The following is a 16,150-nucleotide window of genomic DNA, read 5'->3' as shown; positions in this document are numbered from 1 at the left end:
GCCGATCCGCTGCCCACAACCTGAAAACACTAGTTAGTCTTACTACATGAAAGCACTTCGCATCCTGATTCCTCTTTTGCTGTTGGTTGCCGTGTTCGTCTTTTTCGGCGTATTGCCCCGAATGCGCAATACGCAGGAGCTGAAAGCGGCCGTTTCGGAGGAAAAGAACCGTGACCCCATCGTAAACGCCGTGCCGCTTAAGCACTCGTCCGATACAACCGGCCTTACCCTGCCCGGCCAGATCCAGCCCTTCCGGCAAACGCCCCTTTACGCCCGCACGCAGGGCTTTCTGCGACGGTGGTATGTCGACATTGGTGGACAGGTAAAACAGGGCCAGTTGCTGGCTACCATCGACGTGCCCGAACTGGATCAGGACATTGCCCGTGCCAAAGCCGATCTGCAACTGGCGAAAATTAATCTCGAACGGCTGCAAAGTGTTGAGTTGCCCGGCGCCATTGCCCGGCAGGATGTTGACACGCGCCGGTCGGCGGTGACGGTGGCGGAGGCCAATGTGGGGCGGTTGCAGGCGCTGAAAAACCTGCAGCAGATTCGGGCACCTTTCAGCGGAATCATCACCAGCCGGACGGCCGAAAATGGCACACTGGTATCACCGGGAACGGGGCAGCCCTTGTTCATACTCTCGGAAGTGGGCTCGCTGCGGGTGTTTGTCGATGTGCCGCAGACCTATTACCAGTACATGAAGATCGGAATGCCCGCTACGGTTACGATTCCTGAACTGAGAAATCAGACCTTCCAGGGAAAAGTTATGCATACATCGGGGGCGTTACGGAGCGATTCACGAACACTGCTGGCCGAAGTCGTAATTCCCAATGCCAAACAAAGCTTACCCGCCGGGCTCTACAGCCTGGTGAAATTCGATATGGTTGCCGCTCAGGCTCCCGTGCTGATTCCGGCGAATGCCTTGCAGATAACACCCGACGGGCCGCGGGTAGTGGTGGTCGATAGTGGTCAGCGGGTTCATTTTGTGCCGATCAAACTTGGCCGCGATTATGGCACAACGCTCGAAGCGGTAAGTGGCCTGACCGGACAGGAGTTAGTTGTTACCAACCCCAACGACCGCCTGCGTGATGGTCAGAAAGTAAGATTTCGGAAAGCCCCAGCCGAAAAAATCATAGTTCAACGATGATGAAATTGTTTCGTAGTGTATTCGTTTTAACCCTTTTCGTCGCTCAGGTCAACGCCCAGACGACTCCGCTCAATGCGCCGGGCGGTTCGGTTACCATTCAGCCAGGCACCGGGCCGGCCAACTCGCCGGGAACCGTGCAGCCGCAGGCCGCAAGCCCGATGGGAAATGCCACACCAACCGTGTCGGCTCTTGACCTGACGCCAACGCTCACCATCAGTGGGTTTCGGCGGTTTAGCGACCCAATGCTGGAGTCGTTCATTCAGCAGGGGCTGGACAACAGCCCGAACCTGCGGGCCGCCCTCAGCCGACTGGAAGAGTCACGAATCCGGGTTCGCATAGCGCAGTCTTTTCTGTCACCTTCGCTGCGGAGTTCGGCGCTGGTCACGACCCAGAGTTTATCGGAGCGACGCCCGCTTTCGGTGCCCAATCAGGCCGATCTACTGCCGCGCTTTCAATTAAATACCTTCCAACTGCTGCCCATCGATGCGAGCTACGAGCTGGACCTGTTCAAACGGATTCGCAGTGGGATTACCGTTGCCAACTTGCAGGCGCAGGCTAGTGACGCCGACTTTCAGTCGTTCCGGCTTTCGCTGGCGTCGGATATTGCCCGCACCTACATGCTCATTCGGGGCAACGACGCTGAACAGGCCGTTTTTCGCCGGAATATCCAGTCAAGAGATACAACGCTCTCCATTCTTCGCGAGCGTTTTCGGGTGGGGCTGATCAACCAGATTGACGTGCAGCGGGCAGAAACGGACTACGCTGGTCTGCAAGTGACGCTCAAGGGGCTGGAGCGCGCCCGCGTCGAGCTGGTTAACGGACTGGCTCAGCTTTGCGGGCAGGACCCGACCACGTTCCAGGTGCCATCGGGTGTATTGCCTCAAACTATACCGACCTATCCATACGCCAGCGTTACGGCAGAGCAGCTCCAGCGCCGGCCGGACTTGATCCAGTTTATCCGACAAAACCAGATTGCAGCTGCGCAGGTAATCCTTCAGCAGGCCAGTACCCAGCCACGCGTAACGCTGGTTGGCTCGGGCGGGGTACTGGCGGGAAAAATAGGAAACTGGTTTACACCCAGTGCCGCCACGTATCTGGTTGGGGTCAACGCGTCGGTACCGCTGTACGAAGGTCACCGCGCCCGCCAGAATATTGCCCTGTCGAAGCAGCAGACGCAGACCAATCAGCAGGTGTATGTACAGGCGCTCCAACTCGCCCAGCGCGACGCCGAAACCGCCCTCGATAACCTGACCATGCTTCGTCAGCAAATAGACTTACAGGGCCAAACACTAACACTGGCCCGGCGTACCGAGCAGTACAACCGCGAACTGTATGTGCGGGGACTGGCCACCTATCTGGAAGTACTGGATGCCCAGCGAACCATTTTAACGACGGAACAGCAACTGGTTCAACTTCGCAGCCAGGAGGTTCAATTCGCGGTGGCCTTACTAAGGACTATTGGAGGAGACTTTTAGAAAGATATATGATATATAATGTAGGACGTATTTCTCTAATAGCCAGCTATATCATACATCCTACATTATATATCCTTTCTGCTGTCCGCTGAATCGTAAATTCAGCTCATACTTTATAAATCAAGCAGATAGTTACAACTTTGCTGCAAAATAACTCAGTGTCAATGAACCATACGTATGTTGTCATCATGGCGGGAGGTGTCGGAACGCGGTTCTGGCCTTTCAGCCGAACAAGCTATCCCAAGCAATTCCACGATGTACTCGGCACCGGCCGAACTTTGCTTCAACAGACCGCCGACCGATTTGATGGCGTTTGTCCACCCGAAAATATTTTTATCGTCACCAGTTCACTCTATAAGGATCTTTGCCAGCAGCAGCTTCCTCAGTTATCCGATGATCAGGTACTTTGTGAGCCGGTTGCCCGGAATACCGCACCCTGTATTGCTTACGCCTGTTACAAAATTGCTCAGCAGGACCCCGAGGCCAATATCGTCGTGGCACCTGCCGACCATATCATCTTAAAAGAAGAAGAGTTTCAGCGGACAATTAAGACCGCGCTCGACGCGACCCAAGAACAGGATATCCTGGTAACCCTTGGCATTCAGCCAAGCCGCCCCGATACCGGTTACGGCTATATTCAATACGTTTCTGAAGAAGGTGGCTCGGCTGGGAAATCAGCGCTTCGGCGGGTAAAGACGTTTACTGAAAAACCACATCTGGAGCTTGCCCAACAATTTCTGGAAAGCGGTGAGTTTGTCTGGAATGCCGGTATTTTCGTTTGGAACGCCCAATCAATTATCAAAGCGTTTGAAGCCTATTTGCCCGAAGTCGCCGAGATTTTCGAGGAAGGGAAAGGCGCGTATTATACCGAACGGGAAAAAGCTTTTGTGAATAAAGCCTATTCGCTCACGCGCAGCATCTCTATTGACAACGGGATCATGGAAAAAGCCGACAACGTCTATGTTGTCTTAAGTGACTTCGGCTGGTCGGACCTGGGTACCTGGAAATCCTTGTACGAAGTATCGGACAAGAACGATGACCTCAACGTGATTGACGGCCATATTTTGTTGTACGATACCAAAAACTGCATCATTAAAACCCCTAAAGACCGGCTGGTAGTCGTTAACGGACTGGATGGGTATATCGTTGCAGAGTACGATAACGTACTCATGATTTGCCGTAAAGAAGAAGAGCAAAAAGTCAAAAGCTTTGTTGCCGACGCCAAGGAAAGGGGCACGGAGTTTGTATAAAGTCTTTCGTTACGTCTTCGTGTCTTTCCAATGCAGTGGGACGTCCCAACCTGGAAAGACATGAAGATGTGACGAGAAGAAAAAGCCGACGAAACAATGAGGTTAGTGCGCTGTTCGTTAGCTTTATGAACCGTTAATTAGCCCGTGAGAAACGTTTTCTACCTGAGTCTGACTCTGTTGCTGGCCTGCCTTCTGATTGACTGCAAAGACAAGATGGCCAACTTTTCGCCCGGCCCCGGCGACCCCCGGATTACGGGTACGTGGCGGCTCACAGAACGTTATTTTTCCAAGGATTCGACCAAGTCTATTCTGACGGTTAACCTGAATGTACGGCACGATACTGTTTTGGTGACGGTGGGCGGGCAAACGGTACGAAAAGACACGACGATTACGAAGCTCGACACGATCTTTGTCCGGCGCGACACCTCCTTTTATACTACCCGGTTTTATCCCGCTGTTCCACCACAAACGCTCACCTTTGGGGCTGATGGCCTGCTTTCGTCCGATGGTAGCGAAATGACCTATTACCGGCCTATCAAGAATTTCAGAGTAGACGCTACCTACCCCGATAGCCTTTTTGTTAATTTCTTCATCAGTACCAACGGAGCCACCCTTCCGATTCAGCAGCGATTCATCGTTCAGCAGGATATGCTCATGCTGTTGTCGTACTGTAATCAGGCGCAGCCCTGCTATTCTAAATTCGTACGCGTAAAGTGAGGAATTATGCCCTACAGGCCGCATTTTTGGTTCCGAAATCAACAATACAACTTGCGGACAAAGCGTATATGAGCGTAAAATGCAGCGGCCTTACTATTGGCCTGATTTGTTTAACAGCCCTTTGGTTATCTGGTTTCTCCCAACCCCGACCGACACTACCGGAACTGCGCCGGCAGATCGAGCAGGAGTTGAGCAGGCATCCCGGTGTTTTTGCTGTTGCTTTCAAGGACCTGGCAACCGGTAAGGAATTGCTCATTCGGGAGCACGAGGTATTCCATGCGGCCAGTACCATGAAAACGCCGGTCATGATTGAAGTGTATAAGCAGGCCGCTCAGCGTAAACTGGCCCTTCAGGACTCCATGACCATCACCACTGACTTCAAGAGTATTGTGGATGGAAGTCCGTACAGTCTTCATGCCGAGCAGGATAGCGACACGAGTATCTACAAAGCCGTGGGAACGAAGAGAACCCTGGAGGCTTTGGTCTACAACATGATTATTATCAGCAGTAATCTGGCGACCAACATGGTCATTGAACGGGTTGGTGCCCAAAATGTAACGCAGACTATGCGCAACATGGGGGCGAATGATATCCAGGTTCGGCGGGGGGTAGAAGACAGCAAAGCCTTCGCTCAGGGACTCAATAACACCACAACGGCCTACGACCTGATGGTTATTTTCGATAAGATTGCCAGCGGGAAAGCCGTGAGCCCCGGCGCATCGAAAGCCATGATTAACACCCTCCTCGACCAAAAATTCAACGATGCCATTCCCGGCAAGCTACCGAAAGGCGTGAAAGTAGCGCACAAAACGGGGTCAATTGCGGGTGTTCGGCATGATTCCGGCATCGTTTTCCTGCCCGATGGGCGGAAGTATGTACTTGTCCTCCTCTCGAAGGAGATCAACGATGATAAAGCGACAATCGAGACAATGGCAACGGTATCGAAATGGATTTACGACTATGTAAAACAGTGAATGTACCCACGGGCCGGGCTATTTACCACTCATTCGTCAATACACTTTCGCCAGTGCCCGTACCGGAAATGTTCCGACACCCTTGAACTTGGGTGGTGTTGCACTAAAGGTAAAGCCGGTGGCGGGAACAGCCTCCAGGTTGCATAAATGCTCCACAATCAGAATATCAGCGCCCAGCAGGGTAGTATGAACCGGTCGGCTATTTCCGCGAGTATCGTCGATGTTATGCGAGTCGATACCCACCAGCTTCACCCCGCAGTCGCGCAGGTAAACAGCCGCATCGGCGGTGAGGAACGGGTGATTTTCGTAATAGGCTTCGGTGTTCCAGAAGTCGGCCCAGCCGGTATGAATCAGGACAGCCCGATTTCTGATCTCGTACGACTGCAAATGAGTTTCCGTAATGGCCAGCGTATCGGTATGGGGTACGTGAATAACGGTGCCCTCCAGGTCCGTGAACGCTTCCAGCCCAAACTCAGCTAAGTCTTTGCCATCTGCATATCGATGAAAAGGGCAATCCAGATAAGTTCCGGTATTTGTCACCATTTCGATTTTGCCAATCTGAAACTCGGTACCCGCTTCGTAGAACTGACGCGAGGCTTCCCGGCTCAGGTAGTCGCAAACGATGGGCGCGGGCAGACCTTTATACGTAACGAGACCATCTTCAATAGTATGGCTCAGGTCGACAAGGCGCGTTCGTTGCCCCAGATCGGCTACGGGTGTCCGCTTATGTGCTTCGGTAATGATCTCTTTGTTGAAGATGCGGGTTCGCCCCACCATCAGCAGCCGTAAGTCGGCAACGACATAGTCAACTAAAGCCTGATCGGAAATAGCATCGCCGTCGATGTCCAACCGAAAATCTTCGCCCTTCAGGCTACCGCCGTTAGTGAAGTAAATCTCAAAATCAAACCGAACTCGTTTTTGCATTTTAGGTGGCTGGCGCGGGTATTCACCCGTGTCGTTTGTTTCGTCAGCATTCGCTGACGCAGGATTAGACAAACCGTCAGCGAATGCTGACTAAATAAGCGGCACGGGTAAATACCCGCGCCAGCCGCGCCCTGTAGCAGCCGGCTACTGGTTCCAGCCCTGCGCCCGGATCGGCGTTTGCTGACCGGCTTTTGTAGCCAGCACAATCTGCTTGGGATCGGCCGTTAGGTAACCAATGGCCGTGATGCGGGCGTTGGCCGACAGTTTATCGAACTCTTGGGGAGGAACTGTAAAGAGCAGTTCGTAATCTTCGCCCCCGTTCAGAGCCGCCGTTATCGGGCTAATCTTGAACTCATCGGCTGCCAGGTGCGTCTGATCATCAATCGGAATGTTTTCATCAAAGATGATGGCCCCGGTACCCGACTGATGGCAGAGGTGAAGCAGTTCAGAAGCCAGCCCGTCCGAAATATCGATCATGGCCGTTGGTCGGATGCCCAGATCGCGGAGCTCGTGAACCATGTCGGTGCGGGCATCGGGGCGGAGTTGGCGCTGTACCAGATAGGCCCGTTCTTCGGAGAGATTGGGCTGCATATTCGGGTCGGCGAGGAACACCTGCTTCTCGCGTTCCAGCAATTGCAGACCCAGGTAAGCCGCTCCCAGATCGCCCGTTACGCAAACGACATCGTTGGGTTTGGCCGTGTTTCGGTAAGTAATCAGATTTTTAGGGACTTTCCCCAGCACCGATACCGAAATGATCAGACCCGAGCGGGAGGCTGTGGTATCGCCCCCAACCAGATCAACCTTATAGGCATCGCAGGCGGCCCGGATACCCTCATACAATTCGTCGATGGCTTCTACCGGAAACCGGCTGCTCAGAGCAATACTAACGGTTAGTTGAATCGGCAGGCCGTTCATGGCGGCAATGTCCGAGACGCCAAACGTAACGGCTTTATAGCCGAGGTGTTTTAGGGGAACATACGTCAGGTCGAAATGAATACCTTCGACCAGCATATCGGTCGACAGCAGTCCATAGCCATCGCCCCAGTCGAACACGGCGGCATCATCGCCAATTCCGCGTACCGTTTCTTTATGAGCCGGTACGGGCGTTGCCTGCCGAATGCGTTCTATAAGGCCAATTTCACCAATTGTATTAAGGTCAGTCATTGTGAATTAATTAACACGGCCCGGCCCGTGGGTACAGAAAAAGCCGCTCCGATTGTTATACGGAACGGCTTTTCGTATGAATTGGTTTGCTGATGTCCTACGGATTGGTCAGCGTGTAAACATTCGTTGTGTTGCCGGTTTTCTGGCTGGTGGTTGTCCGCGTCAGGGTAACGCTGGAATCATCAATTGAATTGATCGTGAATTCAATTGTGCCATTGGCACCGGTTGGTGAAGGGGTTAGGTCAGTCAGTACAAGGCGATTGTCAGAAGGAACGGAGTATTTTCCGACAAATACATTGCCGTCAAATTCTGTATAGCGAACCGTAGGGGCCTGGCTTAGGTCGAGTTTGAAAGAGCCGTAGTTACGAACATTGGCCGTGCCGCCTTTGGTATAGACCGTGACTGTGCCTTCGTTCACTTTACTGGCCGACCAGATCTTGGCTATGCGCTCTGAAACAGGAGCCGGTTTGTTGCTCTTACACCCTATTAACACACTAAAGAGGGTTACTACTGAAAGAAAAGCGATGTAATGAGTCTTTCTCATGGTTAATAAAATGCAATGGAGACAGAAGTGGCTAAGTTACGCTATTTTTGTTGTCACTTACAAAAAGGATGCTCAATAATTCATATAGTTTGACTAAACGGAGGTGCCATGTCAACCCCTGAAACGACATTGCCAACCTACACCCGATCGCAGCTGGCCTTGCGAAACGGACAGGACCGGGACGAGATATGGTGCGCGTACGAGGGAATAATTTATGACCTGTCGGCCTCCCGTCTCTGGCGCAATGGCAAGCATTATGAACACTGGGCCGGCCAGGATCTCACCGACGAACTCGTGGATGCCCCTCACACAAACAGTGTTTTTGCTCGTTTCTCTGTTATTGGCAAACTACGTTAACCGTAAACGTTACGTTACTCGATTTACTTATGCTTTTAATCGCTGATAGCGGTTCGACCAAAACCGATTGGCAACTGATCACCGCCGATGGGCAGGCCCGCGCTATTCAAACGGATGGTTTCAATCCATATTATCAGACTACTCAACAAATCGTAGCAACGTTGCAAACCCAGCTTATTCCTTACCTGGCGGATGCTGCCGTAACGAAGGTTTTTTACTACGGAACCGGCTGTACGGGGCCAGCGGTAAATCATATCATTGCCGATGCCCTGCGGGCTGTCCTGCCAGCCTTGCAGACGGTTGACGTGAACAGCGATATGGTTGGCGCTGCCAGGGGGGCGTTGGGTCATGAGCCGGGAATTGTCTGTATTCTTGGCACAGGAGCTAACGCCTGTTGCTATGATGGCACCCAGATTACGCGAGGCATTCAGTCGCTGGGGTTCTGGCTGGGTGATGAGGGGAGCGGGGGCTATCTGGGCAAAACCCTCGTTCGGGACTTTTTTCAGGAACGGCTACCCGACAAGCTGCGGGAAGCATTCCAGAACCAGTACGCGCTCGACCGCCCGACCTTACTGGAAAACGCGTACCAAAAACCGTACCCCAATCGATACTTTGCGGCCTTTACGCCCTTTCTGGTTGCACATCTCCATGAGCCGTACATAACGAAGCTCGTAATTGATGCTTTTGTCCTGTTTCTGACAACATACGTAAACCGCTTTCCGGAGTCCGAAACGTGGCCGGTTCATTTCGTAGGCTCGATCGGGTATTATTTCGCCGATCAACTGCGGGAGGCTGTCGAACAAACCGGTTTAACAATGGGTCGTATCATCAAAGCACCCGCTGTAGCGCTGATGGATTTTCATAAAAATGGGTAAGTTCCACCCGTTCACTTGTACCTTTGTAAAAAAAGAGATTAACGGACCGAACAGGCAGCGATCCAGATAGAATTGCTGCCGAAAAGTAAAGGGGAAATAGGATAATTCCTAGCGACTCCCTTCGATCCATACTGAAAGACAACCTGAATAGTAATGGCAAATCGGTATTTTTTGAAAGTTAAAGACGTTGTCCGCGAAACGGCCGACGCTGTAACAATAAGTTTCTGGCACCCCATCAACGAAGAAATTCGGTACCAACCCGGTCAGTTCCTGACATTCCTATTGAACATCAACGGCCAGAAGGTGCGCCGGTCGTACTCCATGGCCTCGTCGCCCCACGTTGATGTGTCGCTGGCGGTTTCGGTGAAACGTGTTCCCGGCGGACTCGCGTCCAATTACCTCTGCGATCGGATCAAGCCGGGCGACATCATCGAAAGTCTGGAGCCAATGGGCACGTTTGTTCCCAAACTAGAGCCACAAGGCCGCCGGACACTCGTGCTGATCGGGGCCGGAAGCGGCATTACACCGCTGTTTTCCATGGCAAAATCGACCCTGCATGTGGAGCCGAACAGTCGTATCTGGCTTATTTACGGCAATCGAAATCAGGCGTCGATCATTTACAAAGCCCATCTGGACGCCATGGAGCAGGCTTATGGAAAGTCGCGCTTTCAGGTAACACATGTATTGAGCCAGCCTTCCTATGGCTGGTCGGGTGCCGAAGGGCGCTTAAACCAGCATTCGCTAACCAAGCTGTTCGATCAACTGTCGCCCGCTGAGTTGCAGAATGCCAGCTTCTACATGTGCGGACCCGACGGCATGATGGCCGAAGCCCGTTCGGCTTTGTCGCTGGTGGGCGTATCGGCGGAGCGCGTGCATAAGGAGAGTTTTGCTACGGCACCCGTTACGGCCGGAGAAGTGGTTGAGGAACCCGAAACAGCCGCCGAAAGCGGCTCGCCGGAGGTAACGGTCTTGTATGAAGGGAGTGAATATAAGTTTGCTGTTGCCCCTCATCAGACCATTCTGGAAGCGGCTTTGGATCTGGATATTGACCTGCCGTACTCGTGTCAGGCCGGAATGTGTACAGCCTGCCTGGGCAAGTGTATCTCCGGCAAAGTAAAACTGGACGAAGAAGACGGCCTATCGGAATCTGAATTGAAAGCCGGTTACGTTCTTACCTGTGTGGCCCACCCCGATGGCCGCGACGTAGTGATTGAAATTGACTAGTGCAAGGCCGGGCGTCCCGACCGGGTGTGTAGCTCGTAACCAGTTGTCGTTACGTTTTCTCGCACCCGGTCGGGACGCCCGGCATTAAATTAATCCGGACGCTCCGGCTTCTCGGGTAATTCTGGCTTTTCCGGTAGTTCGGGTTCTTCCAACCTCTCTACTTTTGGCGCTTTGGCTGGTTTTGGTGGTTTGGGAACGGCAGATGGCGTTGACCGGCCACGTAATGCTTTAGCGTCAGGTGCTGCGGGCTCCGCAGGAGGAGCTGGTACATCAATAAACGGGGCGGCTGGTTCGGCTGGGGATGTTGGTGGTGCGGGAGCAACAGCACCTTTTATCGACCGGGGCGCGCGTGGTGCACGGGCAGGACGAGCGGCTGGTTCAGCCGGAGGTACAGGTGCTGCGGGTTCTATATTAAGTAGGTCTCTTTCACTGATTCGAATAGAATCCCTCAGCCTTGTCAGTCGTTTAAACGCTTTGGATAAACTGTCCGAATACGGGCTAATTTCCCTGCGGGTAAGCTCCTTCATTCGTTTACGTCCTTCTGATAGGTTTTGTTCGGCAGTGGCGATTTGTGCTAAAAGTGCATCGTTGATCGCCCGAAAGTCGGATCGGGAAGCCTGTCTCTTCATATAGGCGATCTCTTCCTGTAATTTTCGTTGCTCCAGATACATGTGTCGGCGCTGCTTTGCAGGCTCCTCCATCATCGCTATGTATCTTTCCATAGCCTTTTCATGCTCCGTCAACTGTGTAGCCACTTGGTCGTACTTACGCTTAAGCTCCAGAAATTTATTCTGGAATTCATTGGGAAGCGTATCATTGTCAAGCAACCGCTGGTTCAACTGATTGAACTTGTCAAGTGAATCGGGTAGGGGAGCCAGGGCTGGTAGAGATGCAAACGCATTGCTGATAATGGCATTGTAATCCACCTTAGCTAGGCCTTCTACCGTACCATCGGGACTGAGCGGAATGTTCGTCAGCGCCGACGCTACTAGGTTGCTGTAATCGATATGACTCAATCCCTCCGCGAGGGCATTCATCCCCTGCTTATACCCGTAATCGGTTTCGATGATGGTCAGCAGAATGTCCCGGTCGGGTTGTTTTACGTCGTCGAGATTTAGCTGGCCTGCCATTACCTGATCAAGTTCCTGTTGCAGTTGAGCCACCTGTTTAGTTGGTAACTTCTTTCCTTTCCAGATGATATAATCGACTTTTCGATTGTCGGTAATGCTGAACTCTGTACCATTTCCTGCTTTATGTTTTCGGGTTGGCTGCGATTGATTGCTTTTCTGTTTTTCCTGTTCCTGTACGGCGTAGACCGATACACTCATCAATAAAATAGTCGCCAGGGTCAGTCCCGCCAGACTGCCGTTGGAAACGAACGGACGGGTAGGCACGCCCAGCATCCGCCGAACTCGATGCAGTAAGTGCTGCCGCTTGCTGGCAAAAGCCATCGCCAAGGCTGGTGCGGTAGTCTGCTGAAGGAGCCGAAGCTCTTCCACATGCGCCAGTGCCTGCGCCAGAATTCGTCCGTCGCCACCACAAGCCCGCATGGCCAGATCATCGCAACAATGTTCACGCTCTTCGCGCACCCGCGCTGATAACCACCAGAGCGCTGGATGGAAAAAATACAGCACTTCAACAACCGATTGCAGCAGATTGACCGCGTAATCGTGCCGTTTTATGTGCGCCAGCTCATGCGCTAGCACGGCTTCGATCTCGCGGGTGGTCAGGTTCGTAACCAGCGAAACCGGCAGTAACAAGACTGGCTTCAGTAGGCCCACGACCATCGGCACGCCAATCCGGGTCGATTCCCGCACCTGCACCATGCCCCGAATCGCCAGTGTTGACCGAAGGCGGTCGGTTAGCTGGAGCCATACCGTAGACGTAGGTTCGGTCGCGGTTTTCGTGAGTCGCTGCAGGTAGAGCCAGCCGCCAGCCAGCCGAAGTCCGAACAAGATCACCCCAATCAGGTAGATCAGGACGAACTGACTGAGGTGGTTTTCCAGAAACAGCTGTACCTGCTGATGCCAGGGCAGCGTTTGGGTCATGGCCTGCCAGCGAAGCGGGAGCGTTTGCATCGCCATGTATTTAGGCGAAACACTGCCAGCTACCGGTTTGTAATACCACACAAACGTGGCTGCCGAAACAACCAGCTGAGCCAGTAGGGTCAGCGTACTAACCCGGTAGCGCAACGCACTCGACCGATCTCGCAGCAGGTGAAGCACCACGGCTACGGGCAATACCAGTACAAAACCCTGCCAAACAGCGTGAAGCAATGTCCAGCCGAGGGCATCGGCAACCGGACTGGAGAGAAAATGGAGAGAATTCATAAACGTGATGTCTGTTGGTTTAGAAAAATCTTCGTTTCAAAGGCGAAAGAGTGATGATGCCTGCGCCAGCTTTTCACCTTTCACTCGTTCCCGTCGCCACGGTTCAAGTCGTTCAGCAGCTTCTTGATCTCGTCCAACTCCTCGCGGGACGCCTTGTGCTGGCCCAGAATCTGCATTACCAGCTTGGATGCCGAACCCCGGAAGGCCGTTTCCACGAACCGGTCGACCAGCCCCCGCTGTGTATCTTCTTCACTGACAATAGCCGTGTACGTATGCGAGCGGGCTTCTTCGTCGCGGGATAAAAACCCTTTCTCGTGCATGATCTGCATTAACTTAAGGGCCGTTGTATAGCCAATATCACGGCTCTGGCTTAGCTTCTCGTGGACTTGCCGTACCGTACTGGGGCCATTGGCCCAAAGCACATGCAGGATTTCCAGTTCGGAATCAGTTGGCTTCATAATCTATCTACGAATAATTTCGTAGTAAACATATACGAATAATTTCGTAGTTGCAAGTTGGTGAACAAAAAAGTTTCATAATGGCTTACTGTAACGTGGCCGGAAGGCCGCAATTCCTGAGTAAACCAGCACCAAAAAAATCGTTGGCCGCACGTCTTTCTACCCGACTGGCGTGCCGGCCACTTAACACGACCTATGACCGCGAACCAAACCCTGAATCTGCCGGCCCGGCCAACTCGTTCATTCATTGGCGAAACCATCGAACTTACCAGTTGGGACGATGTAAAGCCGCTGTATGAAGAATTGCTGGACCGATCCATCGATAATGCCGACGAATTGCAGCAATGGCTCATTGACCGGAGCGAGCTGGAATCGTATCTGTCCGAAAATTTCGCGTGGCGATACATCCGCATGACCTGCGACACCGCCAATGAGGAACTGGTTAACCAACTGAATTTCTTCATTGCCGAAATACAGCCCCCCATGACCACTTACGGCAATGAACTGGACCTGAAAGCGGTCAACAGCCCTTTTCTGAGCCAGTTGACCGATGATGGGTACGACGTGATGGTGCGGGGGATGAAAAAAGCCATTGAAATTTTTCGGGACGAAAACGTTCCGCTCCAAACCGAACTCCAGACCGAAGAGCGTAAGTACGGCGCTATCGTTGGGGCAATGACCGTGCAGATCGACGGCCGTGAGATGACCCTGCCCGAAGCCAGCGACCGGCTCCAGTCGACCGACCGGGCCGTGCGGGAAGAAGCCTGGCGCAAAATCTGGGAACGGCGTTTTCAGGATCATGAAACGCTGGACCAGCTATTCGATCGGTTGCGCGATTTGCGACATCAGATAGCAGTTAACGCCGGGTTTGCCAACTTCCGCGATTATTCGTTTGCCGCCCTGGGCCGCTTCGATTACACGCCGAAAGACTGCATTAACTTTCATGAATCAGTCGCTGAAGCTGTTGTGCCCTTCCTGAATAACCTGGCCGAAGAACGTAAGCAGAAACTAAACGTCGACCCACTGCGTCCCTGGGATGCAAAGGTCGATGTGGAAGGTCGCTCACCGCTGAAGCCCTTTTCGACCGGTGCTGAACTTCTCGAAAAAACGATTACCTGCTTCGACCGACTCGACAAAGAATTAGGTGATGATCTACGAATCATGCGGGCCATGGGCCACCTCGATCTGGAGTCGCGGAAAGGCAAAGCGCCGGGCGGCTATAATTATCCGCTGGAAGAAATTGGCGTGCCGTTTATCTTTATGAACGCCACCTCCAGTCTGCGCGATCTGGTAACGATGGTGCATGAAGGGGGCCACGCGGTACACTCTTTTCTGACTCGCGATTTGTCCCTGAAAGCGTTCCGGAACCCGCCCATGGAGGTTGCCGAACTGGCCTCCATGAGTATGGAGCTGCTGTCGATGGACCATTGGGACGTATTTTTCGAGAATCCTGATGAACTGCGCCGGGCTAAACTTCAGCACCTGGAGTCGATCATCGAGACATTGCCGTGGGTAGCCACCATCGACAAATTTCAACACTGGATTTATGAGAACCCAACGCATAGCGATGCCGAGCGCCGGGAGAACTGGGTGCGTATATACAACCAGTTTGCCGATACGGTCACCAACTGGGACGGATTTGCCTTTTATCAGGAATACCTCTGGCAGCGGCAGCTGCATTTATACGAAGTGCCGTTCTATTACATCGAATACGGTATCGCTCAACTAGGGGCTATTGGCGTTTGGCGAAATTACCGGCGCGACGCGAAAGCGGGTCTGGACGGGTACAAACAGGCCCTGAGCCTGGGGTATAAAGCACCGATCCGGGAGATTTATGCCGCAGCAAACGTACCTTTCGACTTCTCGCAGGAACACATTCGTGAGTTACTGGGCTTTGTCTGGCAGGAGATCGAGTCGTTAAAGAAGTAATGAGCCACTGCATTTTTGACAGCATTGGCCGGCTGTACAAAGGAAAAACCAGGTCAATCCGGTTAATGCTGTCAAAAAAAGCCGAAGTGAGCTTTCTTGTTTGGAAACCTAAGCGGTCTAACCTATTTTTGCCGAATCAATTCGTAATCAAGTGGCTATGAAACGCGTACAAAGCATAGGTTTGTTGGCTGTAGCGGTCTTATCGCTGGCATCCTGCGACTATCAGAAATATAACACAATTCGTCAGAAAGATGTCCGGGCCAGTGATTACCGGGCTGATTACCGGGCGGGCGATCCTGAAGTATACGGAGCCGGTAGAGATTCTGCTGCTGTTCAAACAAAATACAAATACACGCCGAACCCAGATCTGGATGCACGGACACAGAAAATCCGTGAAAAATTATTTGGTGCCGGGACTATCGGGCAAGGCGCATAAATTAGTTTATTGAACGTATTAAAAGCGGTGAATTAGCGTAAAGACGCTGGTTTACCGCTTTTGTTTTAGCTGCCCGCTTGGTAAAAATTGGTTTCTTCTGATGTGATTTAGTAGACATAAGCGGACATTAGTCTGATTTTTTGCGTTACTTTTGTTTTACATGCACATGGGGAAATAGCATTATTTGGCTAGTAATACCCCTTTACTTCTCTGAATTGATATGAAGATTGCACTCGTTACCGGGTCAGCTGGTTTGATTGGCAGTGAAGCCGTCGCCTTCTTCGCCGATAAATTCGACCTCATCATCGGCATCGACAACAACATGCGCCAGTACTTCTTCGGCACC

The 16,150-nt window shown here is 52.5% G+C and carries 15 protein-coding genes and 1 pseudogene; 11 read left to right on the top strand and 5 right to left on the bottom strand.

The window, feature by feature from the left end; all coding sequences use genetic code 11:
* Positions 1–46 precede the first annotated feature (46 nt).
* The 5 genes from ACYVJM_RS21390 (at position 47) to ACYVJM_RS21370 (ending at position 5,563) form a co-directional block, all read left to right on the top strand.
* Entirely contained in the window at positions 47–1,147 is a 1,101-nt protein-coding gene (locus tag ACYVJM_RS21390; RefSeq protein ID WP_461150274.1) for an efflux RND transporter periplasmic adaptor subunit, read from the top strand.
* Entirely contained in the window at positions 1,144–2,622 is a 1,479-nt protein-coding gene (locus tag ACYVJM_RS21385; protein WP_461150273.1) for an efflux transporter outer membrane subunit, read from the top strand. The genes ACYVJM_RS21390 and ACYVJM_RS21385 overlap by 4 nt, the downstream gene beginning before the upstream one ends.
* Positions 2,623–2,786: 164 nt before the next feature.
* The gene (locus tag ACYVJM_RS21380; RefSeq protein ID WP_461150272.1) at positions 2,787–3,872 is read left to right on the top strand and encodes a mannose-1-phosphate guanylyltransferase; all 1,086 of its coding nucleotides are present in this window, start codon (positions 2,787–2,789) and stop codon (positions 3,870–3,872) included.
* A gap of 144 nt (positions 3,873–4,016) precedes the next feature.
* A complete protein-coding gene (locus ACYVJM_RS21375; RefSeq protein WP_461150271.1) occupies positions 4,017–4,589 on the top strand; it encodes a hypothetical protein in 573 nt (190 codons plus the stop codon).
* A gap of 68 nt (positions 4,590–4,657) precedes the next feature.
* A complete protein-coding gene (locus tag ACYVJM_RS21370) occupies positions 4,658–5,563 on the top strand; it encodes a serine hydrolase (protein WP_461150270.1) in 906 nt (301 codons plus the stop codon).
* A gap of 36 nt (positions 5,564–5,599) precedes the next feature.
* On the opposite strand, the gene ACYVJM_RS21365 is transcribed toward ACYVJM_RS21370, so the two are convergent.
* From ACYVJM_RS21365 to ACYVJM_RS21355, 3 genes are all read right to left on the bottom strand, one after another.
* Positions 5,600–6,487, bottom strand: coding sequence for a cyclase family protein (locus ACYVJM_RS21365; protein ID WP_461150269.1), 888 nt, complete (start codon positions 6,485–6,487; stop codon positions 5,600–5,602).
* A 144-nt stretch (positions 6,488–6,631) separates the two neighbouring features.
* Positions 6,632–7,651, bottom strand: a complete 1,020-nt coding sequence (gene thiL / locus ACYVJM_RS21360; protein WP_461150268.1) for a thiamine-phosphate kinase — start codon at positions 7,649–7,651, stop codon at positions 6,632–6,634.
* Between the two features lie 97 nt (positions 7,652–7,748).
* On the bottom strand, positions 7,749–8,195 hold the full coding sequence (locus ACYVJM_RS21355; RefSeq protein ID WP_461150267.1) for a hypothetical protein: 447 nt from the start codon (positions 8,193–8,195) through the stop codon (positions 7,749–7,751).
* 108 nt (positions 8,196–8,303) lie between these two features.
* On the opposite strand from ACYVJM_RS21355, the gene ACYVJM_RS21350 reads away from it, so the two are divergent.
* From ACYVJM_RS21350 to ACYVJM_RS21340, 3 genes are all read left to right on the top strand, one after another.
* Positions 8,304–8,552, top strand: a complete 249-nt coding sequence (locus ACYVJM_RS21350; protein WP_461150266.1) for a cytochrome b5 domain-containing protein — start codon at positions 8,304–8,306, stop codon at positions 8,550–8,552.
* A gap of 29 nt (positions 8,553–8,581) precedes the next feature.
* Positions 8,582–9,427: an N-acetylglucosamine kinase gene (locus tag ACYVJM_RS21345; protein WP_461150265.1), complete on the top strand. Its 846-nt coding sequence runs from the start codon at positions 8,582–8,584 to the stop codon at positions 9,425–9,427.
* A gap of 153 nt (positions 9,428–9,580) precedes the next feature.
* On the top strand, positions 9,581–10,651 hold the full coding sequence (locus ACYVJM_RS21340; RefSeq protein ID WP_461150264.1) for a 2Fe-2S iron-sulfur cluster-binding protein: 1,071 nt from the start codon (positions 9,581–9,583) through the stop codon (positions 10,649–10,651).
* Positions 10,652–10,740: 89 nt separating this feature from the next.
* Here ACYVJM_RS21340 and ACYVJM_RS21335 read toward each other — a convergent pair whose 3' ends face one another.
* Both ACYVJM_RS21335 and ACYVJM_RS21330 read right to left on the bottom strand, forming a co-directional pair.
* Positions 10,741–12,981 carry a M56 family metallopeptidase gene (locus tag ACYVJM_RS21335; RefSeq protein WP_461150263.1) on the bottom strand — a complete coding sequence of 747 codons (2,241 nt, stop codon included), beginning with the start codon at positions 12,979–12,981 and terminating at the stop codon, positions 10,741–10,743.
* A gap of 80 nt (positions 12,982–13,061) precedes the next feature.
* Positions 13,062–13,439, bottom strand: a complete 378-nt coding sequence (locus ACYVJM_RS21330) for a BlaI/MecI/CopY family transcriptional regulator (RefSeq protein ID WP_461150262.1) — start codon at positions 13,437–13,439, stop codon at positions 13,062–13,064.
* A gap of 195 nt (positions 13,440–13,634) precedes the next feature.
* Between ACYVJM_RS21330 and ACYVJM_RS21325 the strand changes: the two genes are divergently transcribed.
* The 3 genes and pseudogenes from ACYVJM_RS21325 to ACYVJM_RS21315 form a co-directional block, all read left to right on the top strand.
* Positions 13,635–15,368, top strand: coding sequence for a M3 family oligoendopeptidase (locus ACYVJM_RS21325; protein ID WP_461150261.1), 1,734 nt, complete (start codon positions 13,635–13,637; stop codon positions 15,366–15,368).
* Positions 15,369–15,525: 157 nt separating this feature from the next.
* Positions 15,526–15,804: a hypothetical protein gene (locus ACYVJM_RS21320; RefSeq protein WP_461150260.1), complete on the top strand. Its 279-nt coding sequence runs from the start codon at positions 15,526–15,528 to the stop codon at positions 15,802–15,804.
* 220 nt (positions 15,805–16,024) lie between these two features.
* Positions 16,025–16,150: pseudogene (locus ACYVJM_RS21315) on the top strand (NAD-dependent epimerase/dehydratase family protein); the annotation flags it as partial.

The sequence above is a fragment of the Spirosoma pulveris genome, from assembly GCF_054781875.1.
This window is presented reverse-complemented; position numbering and strand designations above follow the sequence as displayed.